General features: G+C 71.4%; 14 protein-coding genes and 1 pseudogene. 4 read left to right on the top strand and 11 right to left on the bottom strand.

Annotated elements, in window-relative coordinates; all coding sequences use genetic code 11:
* Positions 1-104: pseudogene (locus H566_RS28720) on the bottom strand (electron transfer flavoprotein subunit beta/FixA family protein); the annotation flags it as partial.
* A gap of 225 nt (positions 105-329) precedes the next feature.
* On the opposite strand from H566_RS28720, the gene H566_RS0101235 reads away from it, so the two are divergent.
* From H566_RS0101235 to mltB, 4 genes are read left to right on the top strand one after another with little or no spacing between them, the layout of a single operon-like run.
* Positions 330-1,301 (top strand): AAA family ATPase, encoded by a 972-nt coding sequence (locus tag H566_RS0101235; RefSeq protein WP_084544619.1) that lies wholly within the window; start codon positions 330-332, stop codon positions 1,299-1,301.
* 59 nt (positions 1,302-1,360) lie between these two features.
* Positions 1,361-2,389: a DUF58 domain-containing protein gene (locus tag H566_RS22215; RefSeq protein ID WP_051377797.1), complete on the top strand. Its 1,029-nt coding sequence runs from the start codon at positions 1,361-1,363 to the stop codon at positions 2,387-2,389.
* Positions 2,386-4,617 carry a transglutaminase TgpA family protein gene (locus H566_RS22220; RefSeq protein ID WP_051377800.1) on the top strand — a complete coding sequence of 744 codons (2,232 nt, stop codon included), beginning with the start codon at positions 2,386-2,388 and terminating at the stop codon, positions 4,615-4,617. The genes H566_RS22215 and H566_RS22220 overlap by 4 nt, the downstream gene beginning before the upstream one ends.
* Entirely contained in the window at positions 4,581-5,996 is a 1,416-nt protein-coding gene (gene mltB, locus H566_RS22225) for a lytic murein transglycosylase B (protein ID WP_051377801.1), read from the top strand. The genes H566_RS22220 and mltB overlap by 37 nt, the downstream gene beginning before the upstream one ends.
* Here the strand turns inward: mltB and H566_RS22230 are convergent.
* The 10 genes from H566_RS22230 to H566_RS27080 all read right to left on the bottom strand — a co-directional run bounded on the left by H566_RS22230 (position 5,965) and on the right by H566_RS27080 (position 17,655).
* Complete coding sequence (locus tag H566_RS22230) at positions 5,965-6,741, bottom strand: endonuclease/exonuclease/phosphatase family protein (protein WP_169732474.1); 777 nt, start codon at positions 6,739-6,741, stop codon at positions 5,965-5,967. The two genes, mltB and H566_RS22230, sit on opposite strands and share 32 nt — an antisense overlap.
* Entirely contained in the window at positions 6,738-9,134 is a 2,397-nt protein-coding gene (locus H566_RS0101260) for a VTT domain-containing protein (protein WP_028309996.1), read from the bottom strand. The genes H566_RS22230 and H566_RS0101260 overlap by 4 nt, the downstream gene beginning before the upstream one ends.
* 246 nt (positions 9,135-9,380) lie before the next feature.
* The gene (locus tag H566_RS0101265) at positions 9,381-10,457 is read right to left on the bottom strand and encodes a protein-glutamate methylesterase/protein-glutamine glutaminase (protein ID WP_028309997.1); all 1,077 of its coding nucleotides are present in this window, start codon (positions 10,455-10,457) and stop codon (positions 9,381-9,383) included.
* 12 nt (positions 10,458-10,469) lie between these two features.
* The gene (gene cheD / locus H566_RS22235) at positions 10,470-11,165 is read right to left on the bottom strand and encodes a chemoreceptor glutamine deamidase CheD (RefSeq protein WP_084544622.1); all 696 of its coding nucleotides are present in this window, start codon (positions 11,163-11,165) and stop codon (positions 10,470-10,472) included.
* A 55-nt stretch (positions 11,166-11,220) separates the two neighbouring features.
* A complete protein-coding gene (locus H566_RS0101275; protein ID WP_034410254.1) occupies positions 11,221-12,063 on the bottom strand; it encodes a CheR family methyltransferase in 843 nt (280 codons plus the stop codon).
* Positions 12,064-12,099: 36 nt separating this feature from the next.
* Positions 12,100-14,085 carry a methyl-accepting chemotaxis protein gene (locus tag H566_RS30320; protein WP_028309999.1) on the bottom strand — a complete coding sequence of 662 codons (1,986 nt, stop codon included), beginning with the start codon at positions 14,083-14,085 and terminating at the stop codon, positions 12,100-12,102.
* 73 nt (positions 14,086-14,158) lie between these two features.
* Positions 14,159-14,644, bottom strand: a complete 486-nt coding sequence (locus H566_RS0101285; protein ID WP_028310000.1) for a chemotaxis protein CheW — start codon at positions 14,642-14,644, stop codon at positions 14,159-14,161.
* Positions 14,645-14,684: 40 nt separating this feature from the next.
* Complete coding sequence (locus H566_RS0101290) at positions 14,685-16,811, bottom strand: chemotaxis protein CheW (protein WP_028310001.1); 2,127 nt, start codon at positions 16,809-16,811, stop codon at positions 14,685-14,687.
* Between the two features lie 56 nt (positions 16,812-16,867).
* The gene (locus H566_RS0101295; RefSeq protein ID WP_028310002.1) at positions 16,868-17,230 is read right to left on the bottom strand and encodes a response regulator; all 363 of its coding nucleotides are present in this window, start codon (positions 17,228-17,230) and stop codon (positions 16,868-16,870) included.
* A gap of 29 nt (positions 17,231-17,259) precedes the next feature.
* The gene (locus H566_RS27080) at positions 17,260-17,655 is read right to left on the bottom strand and encodes a hypothetical protein (protein WP_084544624.1); all 396 of its coding nucleotides are present in this window, start codon (positions 17,653-17,655) and stop codon (positions 17,260-17,262) included.
* Positions 17,656-17,711: the final 56 nt, after the last annotated feature.

The following is a 17,711-nucleotide window of genomic DNA, read 5'->3' on the forward strand; positions in this document are numbered from 1 at the left end:
ATCGAGAACTTCACGTTCGCCACTTCCACATCGCTTCGGTCGGCCTTCACACGTACCTTCACGTTGTAGTCCACCACTCGCTTGACCGGGACCAGAACCTTCATCGCTTCCCCTTGGAAAACCGGCTGTTGATGGCGCCACGGCCACCGGCCGCGCGCACGAAAAATGGGGCGGGATTATACGAAAGCCATGTCTTGCCCCCTCGCGTCGCGCCAGCGCGGCATGCCGATATGGCACCCTCGCCTCCCGGGAAAACCCGTCCCGCGACGCAGGCAAGTCCCGCCACGCACTGCAACGATCACTCACTTCCAGCGCCATCCACGCCGCACATGAATCCCGCCGACATCGTTCCGCCCCGGCTCGACGCCGCCCAGGCCGCCGCCCTCGCCGCGCGCGTGCTCGCCGCCGTCGGCGGTGTCGTCATCGGCAAGGACCTGCAGATCCGGCTCGGCCTCGCCTGCCTGCTCGCCGACGGCCATCTGCTCATCGAGGACGTGCCCGGCGTAGGCAAGACCACCCTCGCCCACGCCTACGCCCGCGCGCTCGGCCTCGCCTTCCAGCGCGTGCAGTTCACGAGCGACCTGCTGCCGTCCGACGTGATCGGCGGCGCCATCTTCGACCGCGAACAGCAGCGCTTCGTCTTCCACCCCGGACCGGTCTTCACCCAGGTGCTACTGGCCGACGAGATCAACCGCGCCAGCCCCAAGACCCAGAGCGCCCTGCTCGAAGCGATGGAGGAGCGTCAGGTCAGCGCCGAGGGCGAGACGCGCCGCCTGCCCGACCCGTTCTTCGTTATCGCCACGCAGAACCCCACGCGCCAGCTCGGCACCTTCCCGCTGCCCGAAAGCCAGCTCGACCGCTTCCTGATGCGGCTGTCGCTCGGCTACCCGTCGCGCGAGGCCGAACGCGCCCTGCTCATGGGCGAGGACCGGCGCGGCATGCTGCGCCGGCTCGATCCGGTCCTCACGCCGGCCGAACTGCGCGCGCTGCACACCACGCGCGCCGCCCAGACCGTCACCCCGATGCTTGTCGATTACGTGCAGCGGCTCATCGAGGCCTCGCGCGATCCGCGCCGCTTCGTCGAGGGGCTGAGCCCGCGCGCCGGCCTCGCGCTGCTGCAGGCCGCGCGCGCCTGGGCACTCATCGACGGCCGCGACTTTGTGCTGCCCGACGACATCCAGGCCGTGCTGCCCTCGGTGGCCGGGCACCGGCTGGTGCCCGCCATGGCCGGCAACGCGCGCGCCCTGCAGATCGCCGAAGCGATCGCCGGCTGGATGCGCGCCGTGCCGGTCGAGGCCTGATGGCGGCCATGCGGGCCGGAGGGCCGCGCGCCGACGCGACGGCATCGCCGCCACCGCCCGTGGCAACGGACTCCGACGCGCGACCGCCGGACACGCCCCCTTCCCCGGCGCCCGGCGGGCTGCGCGCGCGCTGGCACGCCTTCTTCGAGCGGCCTGCCGAGGCCGAACTGCTGCTCGGTCACCGGCGCATCTACACCCTGCCGACGCGCGCCGGCCTCGCGTTCGCCGCGCTGCTCTGCGCGCTGCTGCTGCTCGCGGTCAACTACGAACTGAGTCTCGGCCATGCGCTGGTGTTCATTCTCGGCTCGGCGGCCTGGGTGTCGCTGCACCAGGGCTTCGCCAACCTGTCGGGCCTGAAGCTCGGCGGCGCGCGGGCCGAGCCGGTGTTCGCGGGCGAACTGGCGGCCTTCGAGTTCACCCTCACCGACACACGCCGGCGCGCGCGGCACGCCATCAGCATCCTCGGCGCGGACGGCGGCATGCGCACCCGCGTGCCGGCCGGCGGCAGCAGCGTGGCGATCATCCAGGCACGCGCCACGCGGCGCGGCTGGCTCGACGCGCCGCGCGCCACGCTCGAAACCGGCTTTCCCTTCGGTCTGTGGCGCATCTGGAGCCTGTGGCAGCCGGCGGCGCGCTGCCTCGTCTATCCGGCGCCCGAAGCGCCCGCGCTGCCGCTGCCCGGTGTCGAGGATGCCGAAGGCGACCAGCCCGTCGGCGGTCCGGGCCAGGAAGCCTTCGCGCATCTGCGCGCCTACCAGCCCGGCGACTCGCCGCGCCGCATCGCCTGGCGCGCCTTCGCGCGCAGCGACGGCCAGCAGCTGTCGGCGCGGCAGTTCGAGGGCAGCACCGGCGGCGAACTCTGGTTCGATGCCGCCAGCCTGCCCGGCGCGCTCGGCGTCGAAGGCCGGCTGTCGCGGCTCACGGCCTGGGTGATCGAGGCCGACGCGCTCGGCCTGGCCTACGGCCTGCGGCTCGGCACAGAAGCCCTGCCGCCCGCGAGCGGTCCGGCCCAGCGCGACGCCTGCCTGCGCGCGCTCGCGCTGCACGGCCTCGGCGAAACCGGCGGCGCCGACAAGGCCGGCGCATGAACCGCCTCGTCCGCCACGCCCGCCGCCAGCTCGCGCTGCTCGGTCACGAGGGCCGCGCGACGCTGATGCTGCTGCTCGCGGTCGCCACGGTCATCACGCCGCACTTCGGCCATCTGCCCGGCTGGGCGCTGGCGGTGGCGCTGGCCGCCTTCGGCTGGAAATGCCGGCTGCTCGTCGGCCACCGCGCGGCGCCGCACCGGCTGCTGCTGGTGATCGTGGTGGGCGCGGTCGTGCTCGGCACCTGGCGCAGCTACGGCAGCCTGTTCGGCCGCGACGCCGGCGTGACGCTGCTGGTCATGCTCATGTGCCTCAAGCTGCTGGAGATGCAGGCGCGACGCGACAGCTTCGTCATCGCCTATCTCGGCTTCTTCCTCGCCGCCACCGAATTCCTGTTCTCGCAGAGCATCCCGACCGCTGCAACCGTGACGGTCGGCCTGGTGCTGCTGTTCGCGGCGATGGCTGCCGGACAGATCGGCAGCGCCGAGCCGCTCGCGCCCGCGACGATGGGCGCCGGCCGCGATGCCGCGACGCCACCCGACCCCGCCGCGCCCACCGGCCTGCGGCTCGCGCTCGCCATCAGCCTGCGCACCGCCGCCTGGGCGCTGCCGCTGGCGCTCGCGCTCTTCCTGCTGTTCCCGCGCATCCCCGGGCCGCTGTGGAGCCTGCCCAATGATGCCGGTGGCGCGCATGTCGGCCTGTCCGACAGCATGTCGCCCGGCGACATGAGCGATCTCGCCGACTCGGGCGCGATGGCCTTCCGCGCCCGCTTCGATGGCGCCACGCCCGAGCGCCGGGCGCTGTACTGGCGCTCGATCGTCATGTCGCATTTCGACGGCCGCACCTGGCGCCCGACGGCCTCGGCGCCGCCGGGCAACCTCGCCGCCACCGTCGTGGCCAGCGCGCCCGAGCCGCTGCGGGCGTCGTCGGCACCCGTCGGCTACCAGCTTCTGCCCGAACCGAGCGGCGAACGCTGGTTGTACGCGCTCGACGGCGCGCTCGCGCTCGGCCCCGGCGCGCATGTGGCCGACGCCGGCAGCTGGCAGGCCGACGCGCCGCTGCGCGAGCGCGTGGTGCTGCGCGGCAGCGCCGCGCTCGACTACCACCTCGGCGGTCCCGACGGTCCGCTCGCGCGCCGGCTCTGGCTGCAACTGCCGACGGGCTACAACCCGCGCACGCTCGACTACGCCGCCCGCCTGCGCGCCGATTTCAGCGACGATCGCGCCCTCGTCAACGCGGTGCTCAGCCGCTTCCGCCGCGACGCCTATCGCTACACGCTGCACCCGCCGCGCCTGGGCCGCGACTCGGTGGACGAGTTCCTGTTCCAGACCCGCGCCGGCTTCTGCGAGCACTACGCCTCGGCCTTCACCGTGCTCATGCGTGCCGCCGGCATCCCGGCGCGCGTCGTGGCCGGCTACCAGGGCGGCGAGACCAACCCGGTGGACGGCTGGGTCGAGGTGCGCCAGAGCGATGCCCACGCCTGGGCCGAGATCTGGCTCGGCGCCGACGCCGGCTGGGTGCGCGTCGATCCGACCGCCGCCGTCGCGCCCGAGCGTGTCGAGCGCGGTCTCATGAGCGCCCTGCCCGAACCGGTCGGCCTCGACCGCTTCGTGCGCTTCGCCGGCAACGGCCAGGGACTGCGCTGGATGCGTGACCTGCGCCATCGCTGGAACGCGATCGAGAACGCCTGGAACCTCGCGGTGCTGCACTACGACCACGAGCAGCAGGCCGGCCTGTTCGAACGTCTCGGCTTCGGCAAGCCCGACCTGCAACGGCTGTTGCTGGCCTGCATGGCCGCGCTCGGCCTGGCCAGTGCCGCGCTCGCCGCCAGCGCGTTGTGGCAGGCCGCGCGCCGGCCGCGTCCAGACCGGCTCACGCGGCTCGCGCACCACTTCGAGCAGCGCCTGGCCGGCGCCGGCTGCGTGCGCGAACCACACGAGCCACCGCAGGCCTTCGCGCGCCGCGCCATCGCCTGGCTGGCCGAGGCCGACGCCGACCACGCCGCCATCGCGCCACGCGCCACCGATGCCGGCGGCCACGCCGCCGGGGCGACCCGACCGGCGCGCGGCGCCGGCGGCCCGACCGGCAAACCCGTGCCCGCGCCCGCCGAGCAGGCGCGCCGCATCTTCGAGGCCATCGTCGCCATGCGCTATCGTCGGCCGCCGACCCCCGCCGAACTGGAAGTCCTGCAACGATGGATCGCCGAATTCAAGCCGCGCTCGCCGCGCTGACCGCTACCGCCGCCCTCGCCGCCTGCGCCACGCGCGTGCCGCTCTATCCCGACGAGTCCGCCGGCACGCGCGGCCCGGCCGCCAGCCCCGCTCCGGCGGCGGCCGCGACGCCTGCCGACGCGCCGCCCCCCGCCCCCGCGCCCGCCCCCGTCATCACCGCCGCCGTGCCCATCGCGACCATCGGCAGCGCCGACCTCGCAGCGCCGGGCACGCCCGGCAGCTACGCCCGCCGCGCCGACATCTCGGCCTGGGCCGACGAATTCGCCGCGCGCGGCAATGTCGACCGCCGCCTGATCCAGTCGGCGCTCGACCGCATCGAGCCCCAGCCGCGCGTGCGCAAGCTCATCCTCCCGCCCGCCACGCCGCAGCAGAAGAACTGGACCGCCTATCGCGGCCGCTTCCTCGACGCCTTCCGCGTCAAGGCCGGCGTCGAGTTCTGGAACACCAACGCCGACAGCCTCGCCCGCGCCGAGGCGCAGTACGGCGTGCCGGCGGCGGTCATCGTCGGCATCGCCGGCGTCGAGACCATCTACGGCCGCATGCAGGGCGATTTCCGCACCGCCGACGCCCTCGCCACCCTCGCCTTCGACTGGCCGGCCGAAGCCCCGCGCGACCGCTCGGCCTACTTCCGCGAGCAGTTCGAGCAGCTCCTGCTGCTCGCGCGCGACTACGGCGCCCAGGTGCTCGACTGGCGCGGCAGCTACGCCGGCGCGCTCGGCATCCCGCAGTTCATGCCGGGCAGCCTGCGCGGCCTCGCGGTCGATTTCGACGGCGACGGCCGCATCGACCTCAGCGGCAGCCCGGCAGACGCCATCGGCAGCATCGCGCGCTACCTCAACGCCAGCGGCTGGCAGGCCGGCACGCCGATCTGGCTGCCCGCGAAGCCCGGCAACAGCCCCGACCAGTGGATCGCCCACGACCTGGAGGCACGCTGGACCGCCGACGCCCTCGCCGAGGCCGGCGTGATCGTGCAGGGCACGGTGCCGCCCGACCTGCTGTTCGGGCTGGTCGATCTCACCACGCCCAACGCGCCGACCGAATGGCGCGCCGGCACGCGCAACTTCTTCGCCATCACCCAGTACAACCGCAGCTTCTTCTACGCGGCGGCGGTGGCCGACCTTGCGGCGGCGGTGACGGCGGCGCGCGGCGGCACCGCCGTCGGCGCGTCCAAGGCACCCCCGGCCGGCAACGCCCTGCCCGCTGGCGCGTCGAACGCCACCGGCGGTCCGGCCGGCAGCGGCGGCGCGACGCGCGCGGCCGGCGCCGGCAATGGCAGTCTGCGCACCCAGGGCCAGACCGCCATCGACGCCAACGGTCGCGTCATCCCGGTCGTCGGCAGCAAGGCCGTCAGGCCTGACGCGGCCACGCCCGCGCGCTGAGCGGCATCGCCGCGCGCCCGGGCACGGCCGGCCCCGGATCAACCACCGCGACCACCGGCAGGTGGTCGGACGCAATGCGCGCGAGCCGGCTGCGATGCGCCGCCACCCGCACCAGCATCGGCCTCGGCTTGACCCAGATGCGATCGAGCGCGAACAGCGGCAGCCGCGCCGGGAAGCTGCGCGGCGCCGGCGCGTCCTCGAACCAGCGGTGCAGCCAGCGCAGCGGCCGGCCCCACAGCGACCATTCGTTCACGTCGCCCATCAGCACCATCGTCTCGCGCGCCGCCGATTCGAGCGCGCTGCCGTTGGCGGCCTCGATCTCGGTCAGCTCGGCCAGCAGCCGGCGCACCTGGGCCCGGCGCTCGGCCGGCGCCAGGCCCAGATGGGTTGCGATCACGCGCATCGGCACCGGCGGCGTGTCGAGCGTCGCGACGATGGCACCGCGCGGCTCGCGGCCCGGCACGCTCAGGTCGAGCAGCCGCCGGCTTGCGACCGGAAACCGGCTCAGCAGCGCATTGCCGTAGTCGCCGCCGCCGCGCACGAGCGTCGGGCCGGCCACCGAATGCATGCCGCAGCGCTCGGCCAGCCAGGCCAGCATGTCGAAGCCGGTGCGGCCCGACTCCACTTCCTGCAGGGCGATCACGTCGGCATGCAGCTCGCGCAGCACGTCGACGATGCGGTTGGGCACGAAATGCCCGTCGGCACCGACGCCGCCGTGGATGTTCCAGGTGGCGAGGCGGATCAAGCGGCGGCCTTCGCATCGCGCCGGCGTCCGACCCAGCGCCGGACGAACATCGCGAACACAACGCACACCAGCACCACGCCCGCGAGCAGCGCGAAGCTGGCCCAGCCCGGCTCGCGGATCGCCGCCGCAATGCGATCGACGAACACGGTCGTGAACAGGATGCCGGGCGTCATGCCGAGCGCCGTGCCGGCCATGAAGTCGCGCAGCCCGACGTGGGCCGCGCCCGCCACCAGGTTGACGATGCTGAACGGCGCCACCGGCACCACGCGCAGCAGCACCATCGCCGGCAGACCGCGCCGCGCGAGCCGCATTGCAAGCCTTTGCATGCGCGGGCCGCCCCAGCGCAGCAGCGCGCGGCGGCCAAGCAGCCGGCCCACGCCCCAGGTGGCGGCGGCGCTCGCAAGCGCGCCGGCCAACGCATAGAGCCCGCCCTGGATCGGCCCGAAGACGATGCCGGTCACGCCCACGAGCAGCATCAGCGGCATCACCACCAGCCCAGCCAGCACATAACAGGCAACCACCGCGAGCGGCGAGAACGGCAGCGCATCGAGCCGCTCGCCGAAGCGCACCAGCTCGCCGATGTCGAGCAGCTCGCGCAGCGGCGTATAGCGCCAGGCCATCGCCAGCGCCGCGAGGCCGACGGCGATCAGCGTCCAGGCCAGCACGCGCCCGCGTACCGGCCGGCGCTGGCCGGCGCGCGGCAGCAGCTCGGTCATGAGCAGCTCGGTCTCGGCCGGGCGCTCGGGGTCGATGATGAGCGCCGCGTCGGGCACGAGCCGGTCGATCTCGGGCGCGACGCGCAGTTCGGCCGGAACCAGCGTGCGGTGACTGCCGTGGCCCGGTACGGCGGCGGCGCCGTCGTCCGCGTCGGGCGCGGCATCGGGCTGCGGCCCCTGCCCGCGGTCGAGACGCTCCGCCGCATGCGCGGCCTCCGCGTGCCGGGCCTCGGGCGGGGCGATCGGCGGAACGCAGGCACGCGCGGTCTCGTCGCGCAGCGCGTCGATCGCGGCGTTGAGCCGGCCGTGTTCGCGCAGCGCGGCATCGACGCGTTCGGGCGCGACATCCAGATGCTCGCCGAGCAGCCTGGCGCGGAAGGCGCGGATCCCGTCGCGCACGCGCGCGTCGCCGCCCGAGGCGATGGCGAGATTGCATTCGCTGTCAAAGCCCATCGAGCGGTTGCTGAGATTGGCCGAGCCGACGGTGACGAAGTCGTCGTCCACCACCATCACCTTGCTGTGCACGTTGAGGCAGCCGCCACCGTCGGGCGGCTCGTCGGCCAGACGCGGGCACCAGGCGCGGTAGCGGCCGGCCGGGTCGGCCGCGCGCAGCCGCGCGTCGATGCGCCCGCGCAGCACGCCCATGGTGGTCTCCTCCAGCCAGCCGCTCTGGCGGCGCGGCAGCACGAGTGCCATGTCGGGCGGTTCGGGCGCGGCGAGCCGGGCCGCGAGCGCGTCGGCCATGGCCGAGGAGCTGAAGTACTGGTTCTCGATGTAGAGCGCGGCGCGGGTGGCGACGATGGCGTCGGCGAGCAGCGTCTTCACCTCCGCCACCGGCGCCCAGCCCTCGAAGCCGGGTTCGGTGCGCGCGATGCCGACCGGCACGTCGGTGAGGTCGGGCACGAGTCCGGCGGGCCAGAGGTCGGCGGACGGTGGCGCGCCGGGCGACGTACCCCGCGCGAAACCGCCCGCACCAGCGGCCGGCGCGTCGGGCGCGCACAGGCCGGGCCGGCCGCTCGCGCGCAGCCAGCGCTCGGCGCAGAGCTGGCCGAGCGCGGCGGCGGCGGCGCCGTCCACCGCCATCTGCACGTCGTGGAAGGGCGCATAGGGCTTGCCGTCGGGATCGACTCGGCCCGGCTCGCGCGCCGCATGAGCCGGCGTGTCCCAGCGGCAGCGCGTGAGATCAAGGCCGCCGACAAAGGCGATCGCGCCATCCACCACCACGACCTTCTGGTGATGCGAGGCGCCCACCGGATGGCAGCCGTCGAGCCGGAACTGCATGCGCCGGTGCGTGCGCCAGCCGAGCCGCAGCGGCGACAGCCATTCGCGTTCGAGCGCGAACAGCATCGCGTAGTCCCAGCTCAGCACCTGGGCGCGCAGGCCGGGCCGCGCGCGTACCAGCGCGTCGAGCAATTCGGCCAGCGGCGCCGGCCAGCCGTCATCGGCATCGTCACGGCGCAGGCGCACGCGGCTGTCGATGTCCCAGCCGAGAATCTGGATCGTGTGGCGCGCGCCGATCAGCGCGGCGCGCAACGCGCCGAAATAGGCCGCGCCATCGACGAGGAAGGCCACGCGGCGCGCCGGCTCGACGCGCCAGCAGTTGCGGCCCGGTTCGAGCAGCCGGGCCGGATCGCGCGGCGCCTCCCGCGCCTGGCCGCACGCGGACGGACGGGGCATCGTGCAAGCGTTTGCAATCTCGGGCGGTGGTGGGTCGTCGGGCATGCAGCGATGCTAGGCAGCCGCGTCCCGCGCGCCCAAGACCCCAAATGCAAAGCGCCGCAAGCGCGGCGCTTCAGACGTAAGCGGATGGCAACGACGCAGGACGGCGCCGACACGCCGGCGGCCGCCGGCGGAAGCGCTTGCGCGATGCGCAAGCCGGGCGGCCGGCGCGCGGCGCCGACACGCCCTGCCCGGCCACCGCGCTCACACGCGCGACAGCACCTTGCCGCCCGCCATGAGCTTCTCGATCACCGCCGGCCCGATCTGGCCCAGCGGCAGGATCGAATCCACCGCGCCGCAGGCCACCGCCTCGCGCGGCATGCCGTACACGACGCAGGTCGCCTCGTCCTGGGCCATGTTGAAGGCGCCGGCGCGCTTCATGTCGAGCATGGCGAGCGCGCCGTCCTTGCCCATGCCGGTGAGCATCACGCCGATCGCGTTCGGACCGACGTTCTTCGCCACCGACTTGAACAGCACCTCCACCGACGGCTTGTGGCGGTTGACCGGCTCGGTGTCGTGCAGCTCGATCACGTAGTTGGCGCCGCTGCGCCCGACCGCCATGTGCTGGCCGCCCGGCGCGATGTAGGCATGGCCGGGCAGGATGCGCTCGCCCTGGCGCGCCTCGGCCACGCGGATGCGGCAGCAGCCGTCGAGCCGCTTGGCGAAGCTGGCCGTGAAGCCCGGCGGCATGTGCTGGGTGATGACCACCGCCGGACAGTCGGCCGGGAAGGTCTCCAGCACCTCGCGGATCGCCTCGGTGCCGCCGGTGGAGGCGCCGATCACGATCATCTTTTCCGTGCTGTGGCGCGAGAACGTTGCCACGCCCTTGACCGGCGCCGCCGCGCCCGGCGCGCGCGCCACGGCTGCCTTGCGGAACACCCGCGACTTGGCCGCGATGCGGATCTTTTCGCAGATGGCCGCGCCCATCTCGCGCATGCCGTTGGCCACGCCCAGCTTGGGCTTGGCCACGAAATCGACCGCGCCCAGCTCCAGCGCCCGCATCGTCACCTCGGCACCGCGCTCGGTCAGCGTGCTCACCATCACGACCGGCATCGGGCGCAGCCGCATGATCTTCTCGAGGAAGTCGAGCCCGTCCATGCGCGGCATCTCGACATCGAGCGTGACCACGTTGGGGTTGGTGTTGCGGATGATCTCGCGCGCCTGGTAGGGGTCGGCGGCGGCGCCCACGACCTGGAGGTCGGGTTCGCCGTTGATGATCTCGGTCAGCAGGGCGCGGATGAGCGCCGAGTCGTCCACGACGACGACGGTTGTCTTTGCCATGGCGGCCTCCGGTCAGAACAGTTCGATGTCGCCGCCCGTGACTGCCGGCTTGGCCACCTGGAGCTTCGTCTTGTATTGCGATTCGAGCTTGACGACGGTCTCGCCGCGGTCTTCCTTGAGCTTCTTGACCATGCACTTGCCGCTGTGACTGAAGAACACGACCTTGCGCGGATAGATGTCGAGCAGGTCCTTCGCGCTGCAGCGGATGCGCTCGGTCTGAAGGAACTTCTCGGCGAAGGCCGCGTTGCGCTCGCCCACGTTGATGGTGGTGAAGTTCTTCATCACGTTGCCGCCGCCGAAGAGCTTGGCGTCGAGGTTCTCGCGCCGCGCGCCCTTCTTCATGAGGTCGTTGATGAGCAGTTCCATCGCGTAGGTGCCGAAGCGGCCGGCGGCGCCGGTGAAGTCGGCCTCGCCGGTCTCGGGCAGCATGAAATGGTTCATGCCGCCGATGCCGGTGGTGCGGTCCCAGATGCAGGCCGACACGCAGGAACCGAGCACCGTCGTGATGACGACCTCCTCCTCCGACACGAAGTACTCGCCCGGCAGGATCTTCACGGCCGGCGCGTTCCACTGGCGCTCGAAGTAGAAGTGGGTCGCCGTGCCGGAGCCGCGCGGTCGCGCGTGGGCACTGGCCGTGCCGGCGTGGGCCGCATTGGTCGGCGGCTGGGCATGACGCTGATGGGGATGGGGGTGATGGCCGGCGGACATGGGCAGCCTTTCTTGTTGGGTGGCGCGAGCGTGAGGGGACGCGGGGGGCTGCCGGTCAGCGCCGTTCGTACACGGTCTTGCCGCGCAGCACGAACGGGCCGTGGAAGTCGCTGAAGTTCTCCGAGTGGCCCGCGAACAGCAGGCCGCCCGGGCGCAGCACGCGCGCGAACTTCTCGAGGATCGAATGCTGGGTCGGCTTGTCGAAATAGATCATCACGTTGCGACAGAAGATCACGTCGAAGGCGTCGCCGAGGTTCCAGCTGGCATCGAGCAGGTTCACCTGCCTGAACTCGATCATCTTGCGCAGCTCGGGCCGCACCCGCACCAGCCCCGAGTTGGCGGCGGTGCCGCGCATGAAGTAGCGGCGCAGCCGGTTGGCATCGAGCGACTGGGTGCTTTCCGACTTGTAGACACCGCGCGCGGCCTGGGCCAGCACGTTGGTGTCGATGTCGCTCGCGATCATCCGGGCGTTGCCGCAGCCGGCCTCGTCCAGGGTCATCGCAATCGAATACGGCTCCTCGCCCGTCGAGGCCGCCGAGCACCACAGGCGCGGCGGCTTGCCGTTGGCCTTCATGTGGTTGCGCGCGAACTCCAGCAGCACCGGGAAGTGATGCTGCTCGCGGAAGAACGAGGTCAGGTTGGTGGTGAGCGCGTTGATGAACTCCTGCCACTCGTCGCCACCATCGCGTTCGAGCCGATCGAGATAGTTGGCGAAGGAGCCGGTGCCCGTGGCCCGCACCCGGCGGCTGAGCCGGCTGTAGGCCATCTGGCGCTTGGAGTCGTTGAGCGCGATGCCGGCACGCTCGCGGATCAGCCGGCGGATGCGCTCGAAGTCGTCGTTGCCGAACGAGATGTCGCGGGGCGCTTCGGCGATGACAGCGGAATCACGGTTGGACATGGGAGCTTTCGCGTTCGGCGATGACGGAGGTGGCGATCAGAACTCTTCCCAGTCGTCCGAGTCGGCGGCGGCGGAGGTGGTGATCCTCGCGTCGCCACGCGGCGCGGCCGGGGCAGCGGGCTTGGGCGGTTCGGGCCGGGTCGCCGGCGCGGCCTTGGGCGCCGCCGGCTTCGCGGCTGCCGGCGCTGCCTTGGCCGGCGCCTCGGCCAGGGACTCGGACGTCAGCTTCGGCTCGATGCGCGTCTCGACCGGCGCCGGCTTGTGCTCCGCCGCCTTCGGTTCGCTCGCCTTGTGCTCGACCGGCTTGTGCTCCGCGGTCTTGTGCTCGGCAGGCTTGTGGGTGACGGGCTTGTGCGCGGCGGGCTTGTGCGCCGTCGGTGCCGGCGAGCGATGCGCGGCCTGATGCGTCGTGCCGTGATGCGCGGCCGGCTTGTGCGGCTCGGCCTTCGGCGCGGCATGCGGTACCGGCTCCGATGCGCTCCTGCTGGCCTGGAAGGCATCGACCGCGCGGCCGAGGGCGACCGCCTGGGTGCGCAGGCTGTCGGCGGCGGCGGTGCTCTGCTCGACCAGGGCCGCGTTCTGCTGCGTCATGTCGTCGAGCTGGTTGATGGCCGCGCTCACCTGCTTGATGCCGGCGGCCTGCTCCATCGTCGAGCCGAGGATGCGCTCCATGATGGCCGACACCGAATTCACGCCGCGCACGATCTCGCTCATTGCGGCGCCCGAGTCGTTGACCAGCTTGCCGCCGGTCTCGACCTTGCTCACCGAGTCCTCGATCAGGCTCTTGATCTCGCGTGCCGCCTGGGCACTGCGCTGGGCCAGCGTGCGCACCTCGCTCGCCACGACCGCGAAGCCGCGGCCCTGCTCGCCGGCACGCGCCGCTTCGACGGCGGCGTTGAGCGCCAGGATGTTGGTCTGGAAGGCGATACCGTCGATGACGCCGATGATGTCGGCGATCTTGCGGCTCGATTCACTGATCTCGGCCATCGTCGAGACGACCTTCTCGGTCACCTCGCCGCCGCGGCGGGCGGCATCGGTGGCGGCATCGACCAGGCTGCTCGCCTCGCGGGCAGCCTCGGCATTGCTCTGGACGGCGGAGTTGAATTCCTCCATCGAGGCCGAGGTCTGCTCCAGGTTGCTGGCCTGCTGCTCGGTGCGGCGGCTCAGGTCGGCGCTGCCGTTGGCGATCTCGGCCGAGGCGGTCGTCACTTCCTGCACGCCGCTGCGCACATCGCCCACCAGCTTGCGCAGCGAGCTTTGCATCGCGGCGATGGCACGGGTCATCTCCGCGGCCTCGTCATTGCCGACCGGATGCAGGTCGACGCCGAGGTCGCCGGCGGCGATGCGCCTTGCGCCATCGCGCACACGTGCCAGCGGCTCGACGATCGAGCGCGCGATCAGCAGCGCCGCCACGAGACTCAGGGTAGCGCCGATGACGGCCGCGACCACCATGCTCCACACCGCGCCGCCGGCCTCGCGGCGCACGCTGGCGCGCGCTTCCTCGAACAGCTTGTTCTGCCATTCGAGCATCGCGTCGAACTGGCCCATGTACTTCTGCGCCGCGTTCTCGAGCCGGGTGCGCTCGGTCGCGCTGACCGGCGTGCCGGCCACATGGCCGCGCAGCACCTCGTCGCGCACCGCGCGGTAGGTGTTGCGGGCCTGGCCGATGGCGTCGAGCAGTTCCTTGCCGTGCGCCGTGTTGACCAGCTCGGTCATGCGCTGCTGCAGGTCGGTGGCACGCGCCGAATTGTTCTTGATCTCGCCCTGGAGCTGGTCGATCAGCGCCTTGTCGGTCGAGGCGAGCACCGCCTGGGTACGGACGTAGTTCATGTTGACCACGTCCTTCCACTCCTGGGCGACCGCGACCTTCTGGGCATCGCGGGTCGTCGTCGTCTCGACGATGTCGGCGATGTGGTTCAGGCCGCTGATGCCCGCGACGATGCCCATGCCGATGGCCAGCAGCGCGAACGCAAAGCCCGCGAACAGGCGGGTCCGCACACTGAAACGGCTGAGGAATTCCATCCGGGTCTCCTGTGACTTGTTGGAGGAAGGGCGACGGGGCCGCATGCCTGCGGACCCCGTGCGTCGGCGGCGTTCAGCCGTCGATGAGAGCCATCTCGGCCGAGGTCATGAGGCGCTCGATGTCGACCAGGATCAGCATGCGTTCGCCGATCGAGCCCAGGCCCATCACGTAGCTCACGTCGAGCGCGCCCGAGAATTCGGGCGTCGGGCGGATCTGGTTGTTCTCCAGCGTCAGCACGTCGCTCACGCTGTCCACCACGATGCCGACCACGCGGTTGGCGATGTTGAGGATGATCACCACCGTGAAGTCGTCGTAGTTGGCTTCGCCCACGTTGAACTTCAGGCGCATGTCCACGATCGGGACGATCGTGCCGCGCAGGTTGATCACGCCCTTGATGAAGTCGGGCGCGTTGGCGATGCGGGTCGGCTGCTCGTAGCCGCGGATCTCCTGCACCTTCAGGATGTCGATCCCGTATTCCTCCTGGCCGAGCCGGAAGGTGAGGAACTCGTGGATGTCGGTGACTTGCGCGTCGTTGCCGAACTTTTCGATGGCGCCCATGGTCGGCTCCTTCTTCAGTGATGTCTGGGTGGGAAAGGACTCAGTGGCGGGCCTGCTTTGCAAGCGCTGTCACATCGAGGATCAGGGCGACACGACCGTCGCCGAGGATGGTTGCTCCCGACACGCCGCGTACCTTGCGGTAGTTGGCTTCGAGGTTCTTCACGACAACCTGGTGCTGGCCGACCAGCTCGTCCACGAGCACGGCGGTGCGTACACCGTCGCTCTCGATGACGACCATGATCGATTCGGGCGGCGCGCCGTCGTCGGGGATCTCGAACAGCTCGCGCAGCGACACCACCGGCAGGTACTCGTTGCGCACGTCCACGACACGGCCGCTGCTGGCGATGCTCTTGATCTGGTCCTGGCTGAGTTGCAGAGACTCGACCACGCTCGCAAGCGGGAAGATGTAGATCTCGCCGCCGGCCGCCACGCTCATGCCGTCCATGATGGCCAGCGTGAGCGGCAGCCTGACGATCACGCGCGAGCCCTTGCCCGGCGTGCTGTCCAGCTCGACCGAGCCGTTGAGCGCGGCGATGTTCTTCTTCACCACGTCCATGCCGACGCCGCGGCCCGACACGTCGGTGATCTGGTCGGCGGTCGAGAAGCCCGGCGCGAAGATGAGCTGCCAGACCTCCTGGTCGGTCATCGCGTCATGCACCGGCAGGCCGCGCTCGGCCGCCTTGGCGAGGATCTTGTCGCGCCGCAGGCCCTGGCCGTCGTCGCGCACCTCGATGACGATCGAGCCGCCCTGATGGAAGGCCGACAGCGTGACCACGCCGGTCTCGGGCTTGCCCGCGAGCTTGCGCGCCTCGGGCATCTCCAGGCCGTGGTCGACCGAGTTGCGCACGAGGTGGGTGAGCGGATCGACGATCTTCTCGATCAGGCCCTTGTCGAGTTCGGTGGCTTCACCGCTCGTCACCAGCTCGACCTTCTTGCCGAGCTTGGCCGCGAGGTCGCGGATCATGCGCGGGAAGCGGTTGAACACGAAGGCCATCGGGATCATGCGGATCGACATGACCGCGTCCTGCAGATGGCGCGTGTTGCGCTCCAGGTCGCTCACGCCGCCCAGCACGTTCTGGTGCTGCACCGGGTCGAGGTCGCGCACCTTCTGCGACAGCATCGCCTGGGTGATCACGAGTTCGCCCACGAGGTTGATGAGCTGATCGACCTTCTCCACCGAGACGCGCAGCGTCTGCGAATCGAGGCCGGCGGCGGGTGCGGCGGCGCGTTCGCGCGGCTTGGTCGTGACGGGCTGGGTGTCGGTCACCGAGGGCGCGCGCGGCGCGGCCACCGGCTCCGGCACGACTGCCGGCGCGGCCACCACGGGCGGCGCGATCGTCACCGGCGGCTGGGCCGGCGCGGCGGGCGCCGGCTCGTCGTCGAACAGGCCGAAGCCCGGGATGTCGGCGAGCGCGGCCGGCGCGGGCGCGGCGGCCGGCGCGGCGCCGTCATCGCTCCACGGGCCGAACTTCAGCTGCTCGCGGCTCAGGTAGAAGTTGCACAGGTCGAGCAGCTCCTCGTCGGGCGAGAGCGTATCGACACGGAAGCGCACATAGCCTTCGCCGGGCGAGGTGCCGGGCGCGAAATCGACCTTGCTGATGGTGCCGAGCTGGGGAATCTCGGCGAACGGCTCCATCAGGTTATCGGCCACCGACACGTCCTTGAGCGGACCGGCCACCAGCTCGACCGAGCGCAGCGACGGACCGGCCGGCGCGGGCGCGGGCAGGTCGTCGGCCGACAGCTTCTCGCCCGAGGCGAGCAGGCGCAGGCGGCGCTTGAGATCGGCGTCGTCGATCAGCGCCCCGCTGCCGCCGGCCTGGTGACGCGCGAGCTGGCTCTTGAGCACGTCACCGGCTTCGAGCAGCGTGTCCACCATGATCGAGTCGAGCGACAGCTCGTGCTTGCGCACGCGGTCGAGCAGGGTTTCCAGCTCGTGCGTCAGCTCGGTCACGTCCGAGAACCCGAAGGTCGCGCTGCCACCCTTGATCGAGTGCGCGGCGCGGAAGATCGCGTTCAGATCCTCGTCGTCCGGCGCGGCGCAGTCCACGTTGAGCAGCATGCCCTCGAAGTTGGCCAGGTTCTCGCCGGCCTCCTCGAAGAACACGCTGTAGAACTGCGACAGGTCGAATCCGCCGCCCAGTCCCGATGATTGCGACATGTCTCCCATGGGAGCTTCCTCTTCTGATGCGTTGTGGTTGGTCTGCCCGTGCGCGCGGCGCGCAATCAGCCCAGCACGCGCTTGACGACCTCGGCGAGGCGCATCGGGTCGAAGGGCTTGACGAGCCAGCCGGTGGCACCCGCGGCCTTGCCGGCGCTCTTCATCGCGTCGGACGACTCGGTGGTGAGGATGAGGATCGGCTTGCCCTGGTACTGCGAGCTGGCGCGCAGGTTCTTGACGAGGGTGATGCCGTCCATCTTCGGCATGTTCTGGTCGGTGAGGACGAGATCGAAGGTCTTGGTCTGGGCCTTTTCAAGGGCGTCCTGACCATCCACGGCCTCGGTCACCTGGTAGCCCGCGCTCTTGAGCGTGAAGGCGACCATCTGGCGGATCGACGCGGAATCATCGACAGCAAGAATCGAATGCATGTTGGCTCCTGGCGGAATGTGAGTCGGGCTTAGAACAGGTCGATGCTTCCGGCGCCGACCGAGCTCTGGGCAACCGGTCCGCCCGCGTGCGCGCCGCGAATCTGGGTGGAGGGAAAGTGCGTGGCCGAGAAGGGTTCGGTCGTCGCGTGATGCACGTCGGTAAGCCGACGCCGGCAGTGCGCGATGAGTTGCGTCGCCATGTCCTGGAACTGGAGGGCAACACAGGCCTGCATCGCCGCCTCGGAGATTTCCGGGGCCTGACGCGCGCCGGCGTGCATCTGGATGGTCGCGAAGCTCTGCATCAGCCGGTCGATCGCGTCGCCGAGAATGGTGTCGAGCCGCCCGAGGTCATCGGAGATCGCCTGCAGGGCTGCAAGGTCGTGAACCGACGATGCGTCGAAGCTGGCTGGCGTGGTGGATTCCATGCACGAGTCCTGGTCTTCGCCGGCCACATCCGCGAGGGAGGCAACCGGAGTCCTCT

The sequence above is a fragment of the Derxia gummosa DSM 723 genome (genome assembly GCF_000482785.1).
GTDB classification, from domain to species: Bacteria; Pseudomonadota; Gammaproteobacteria; order Burkholderiales; family Burkholderiaceae_E; genus Derxia; species Derxia gummosa.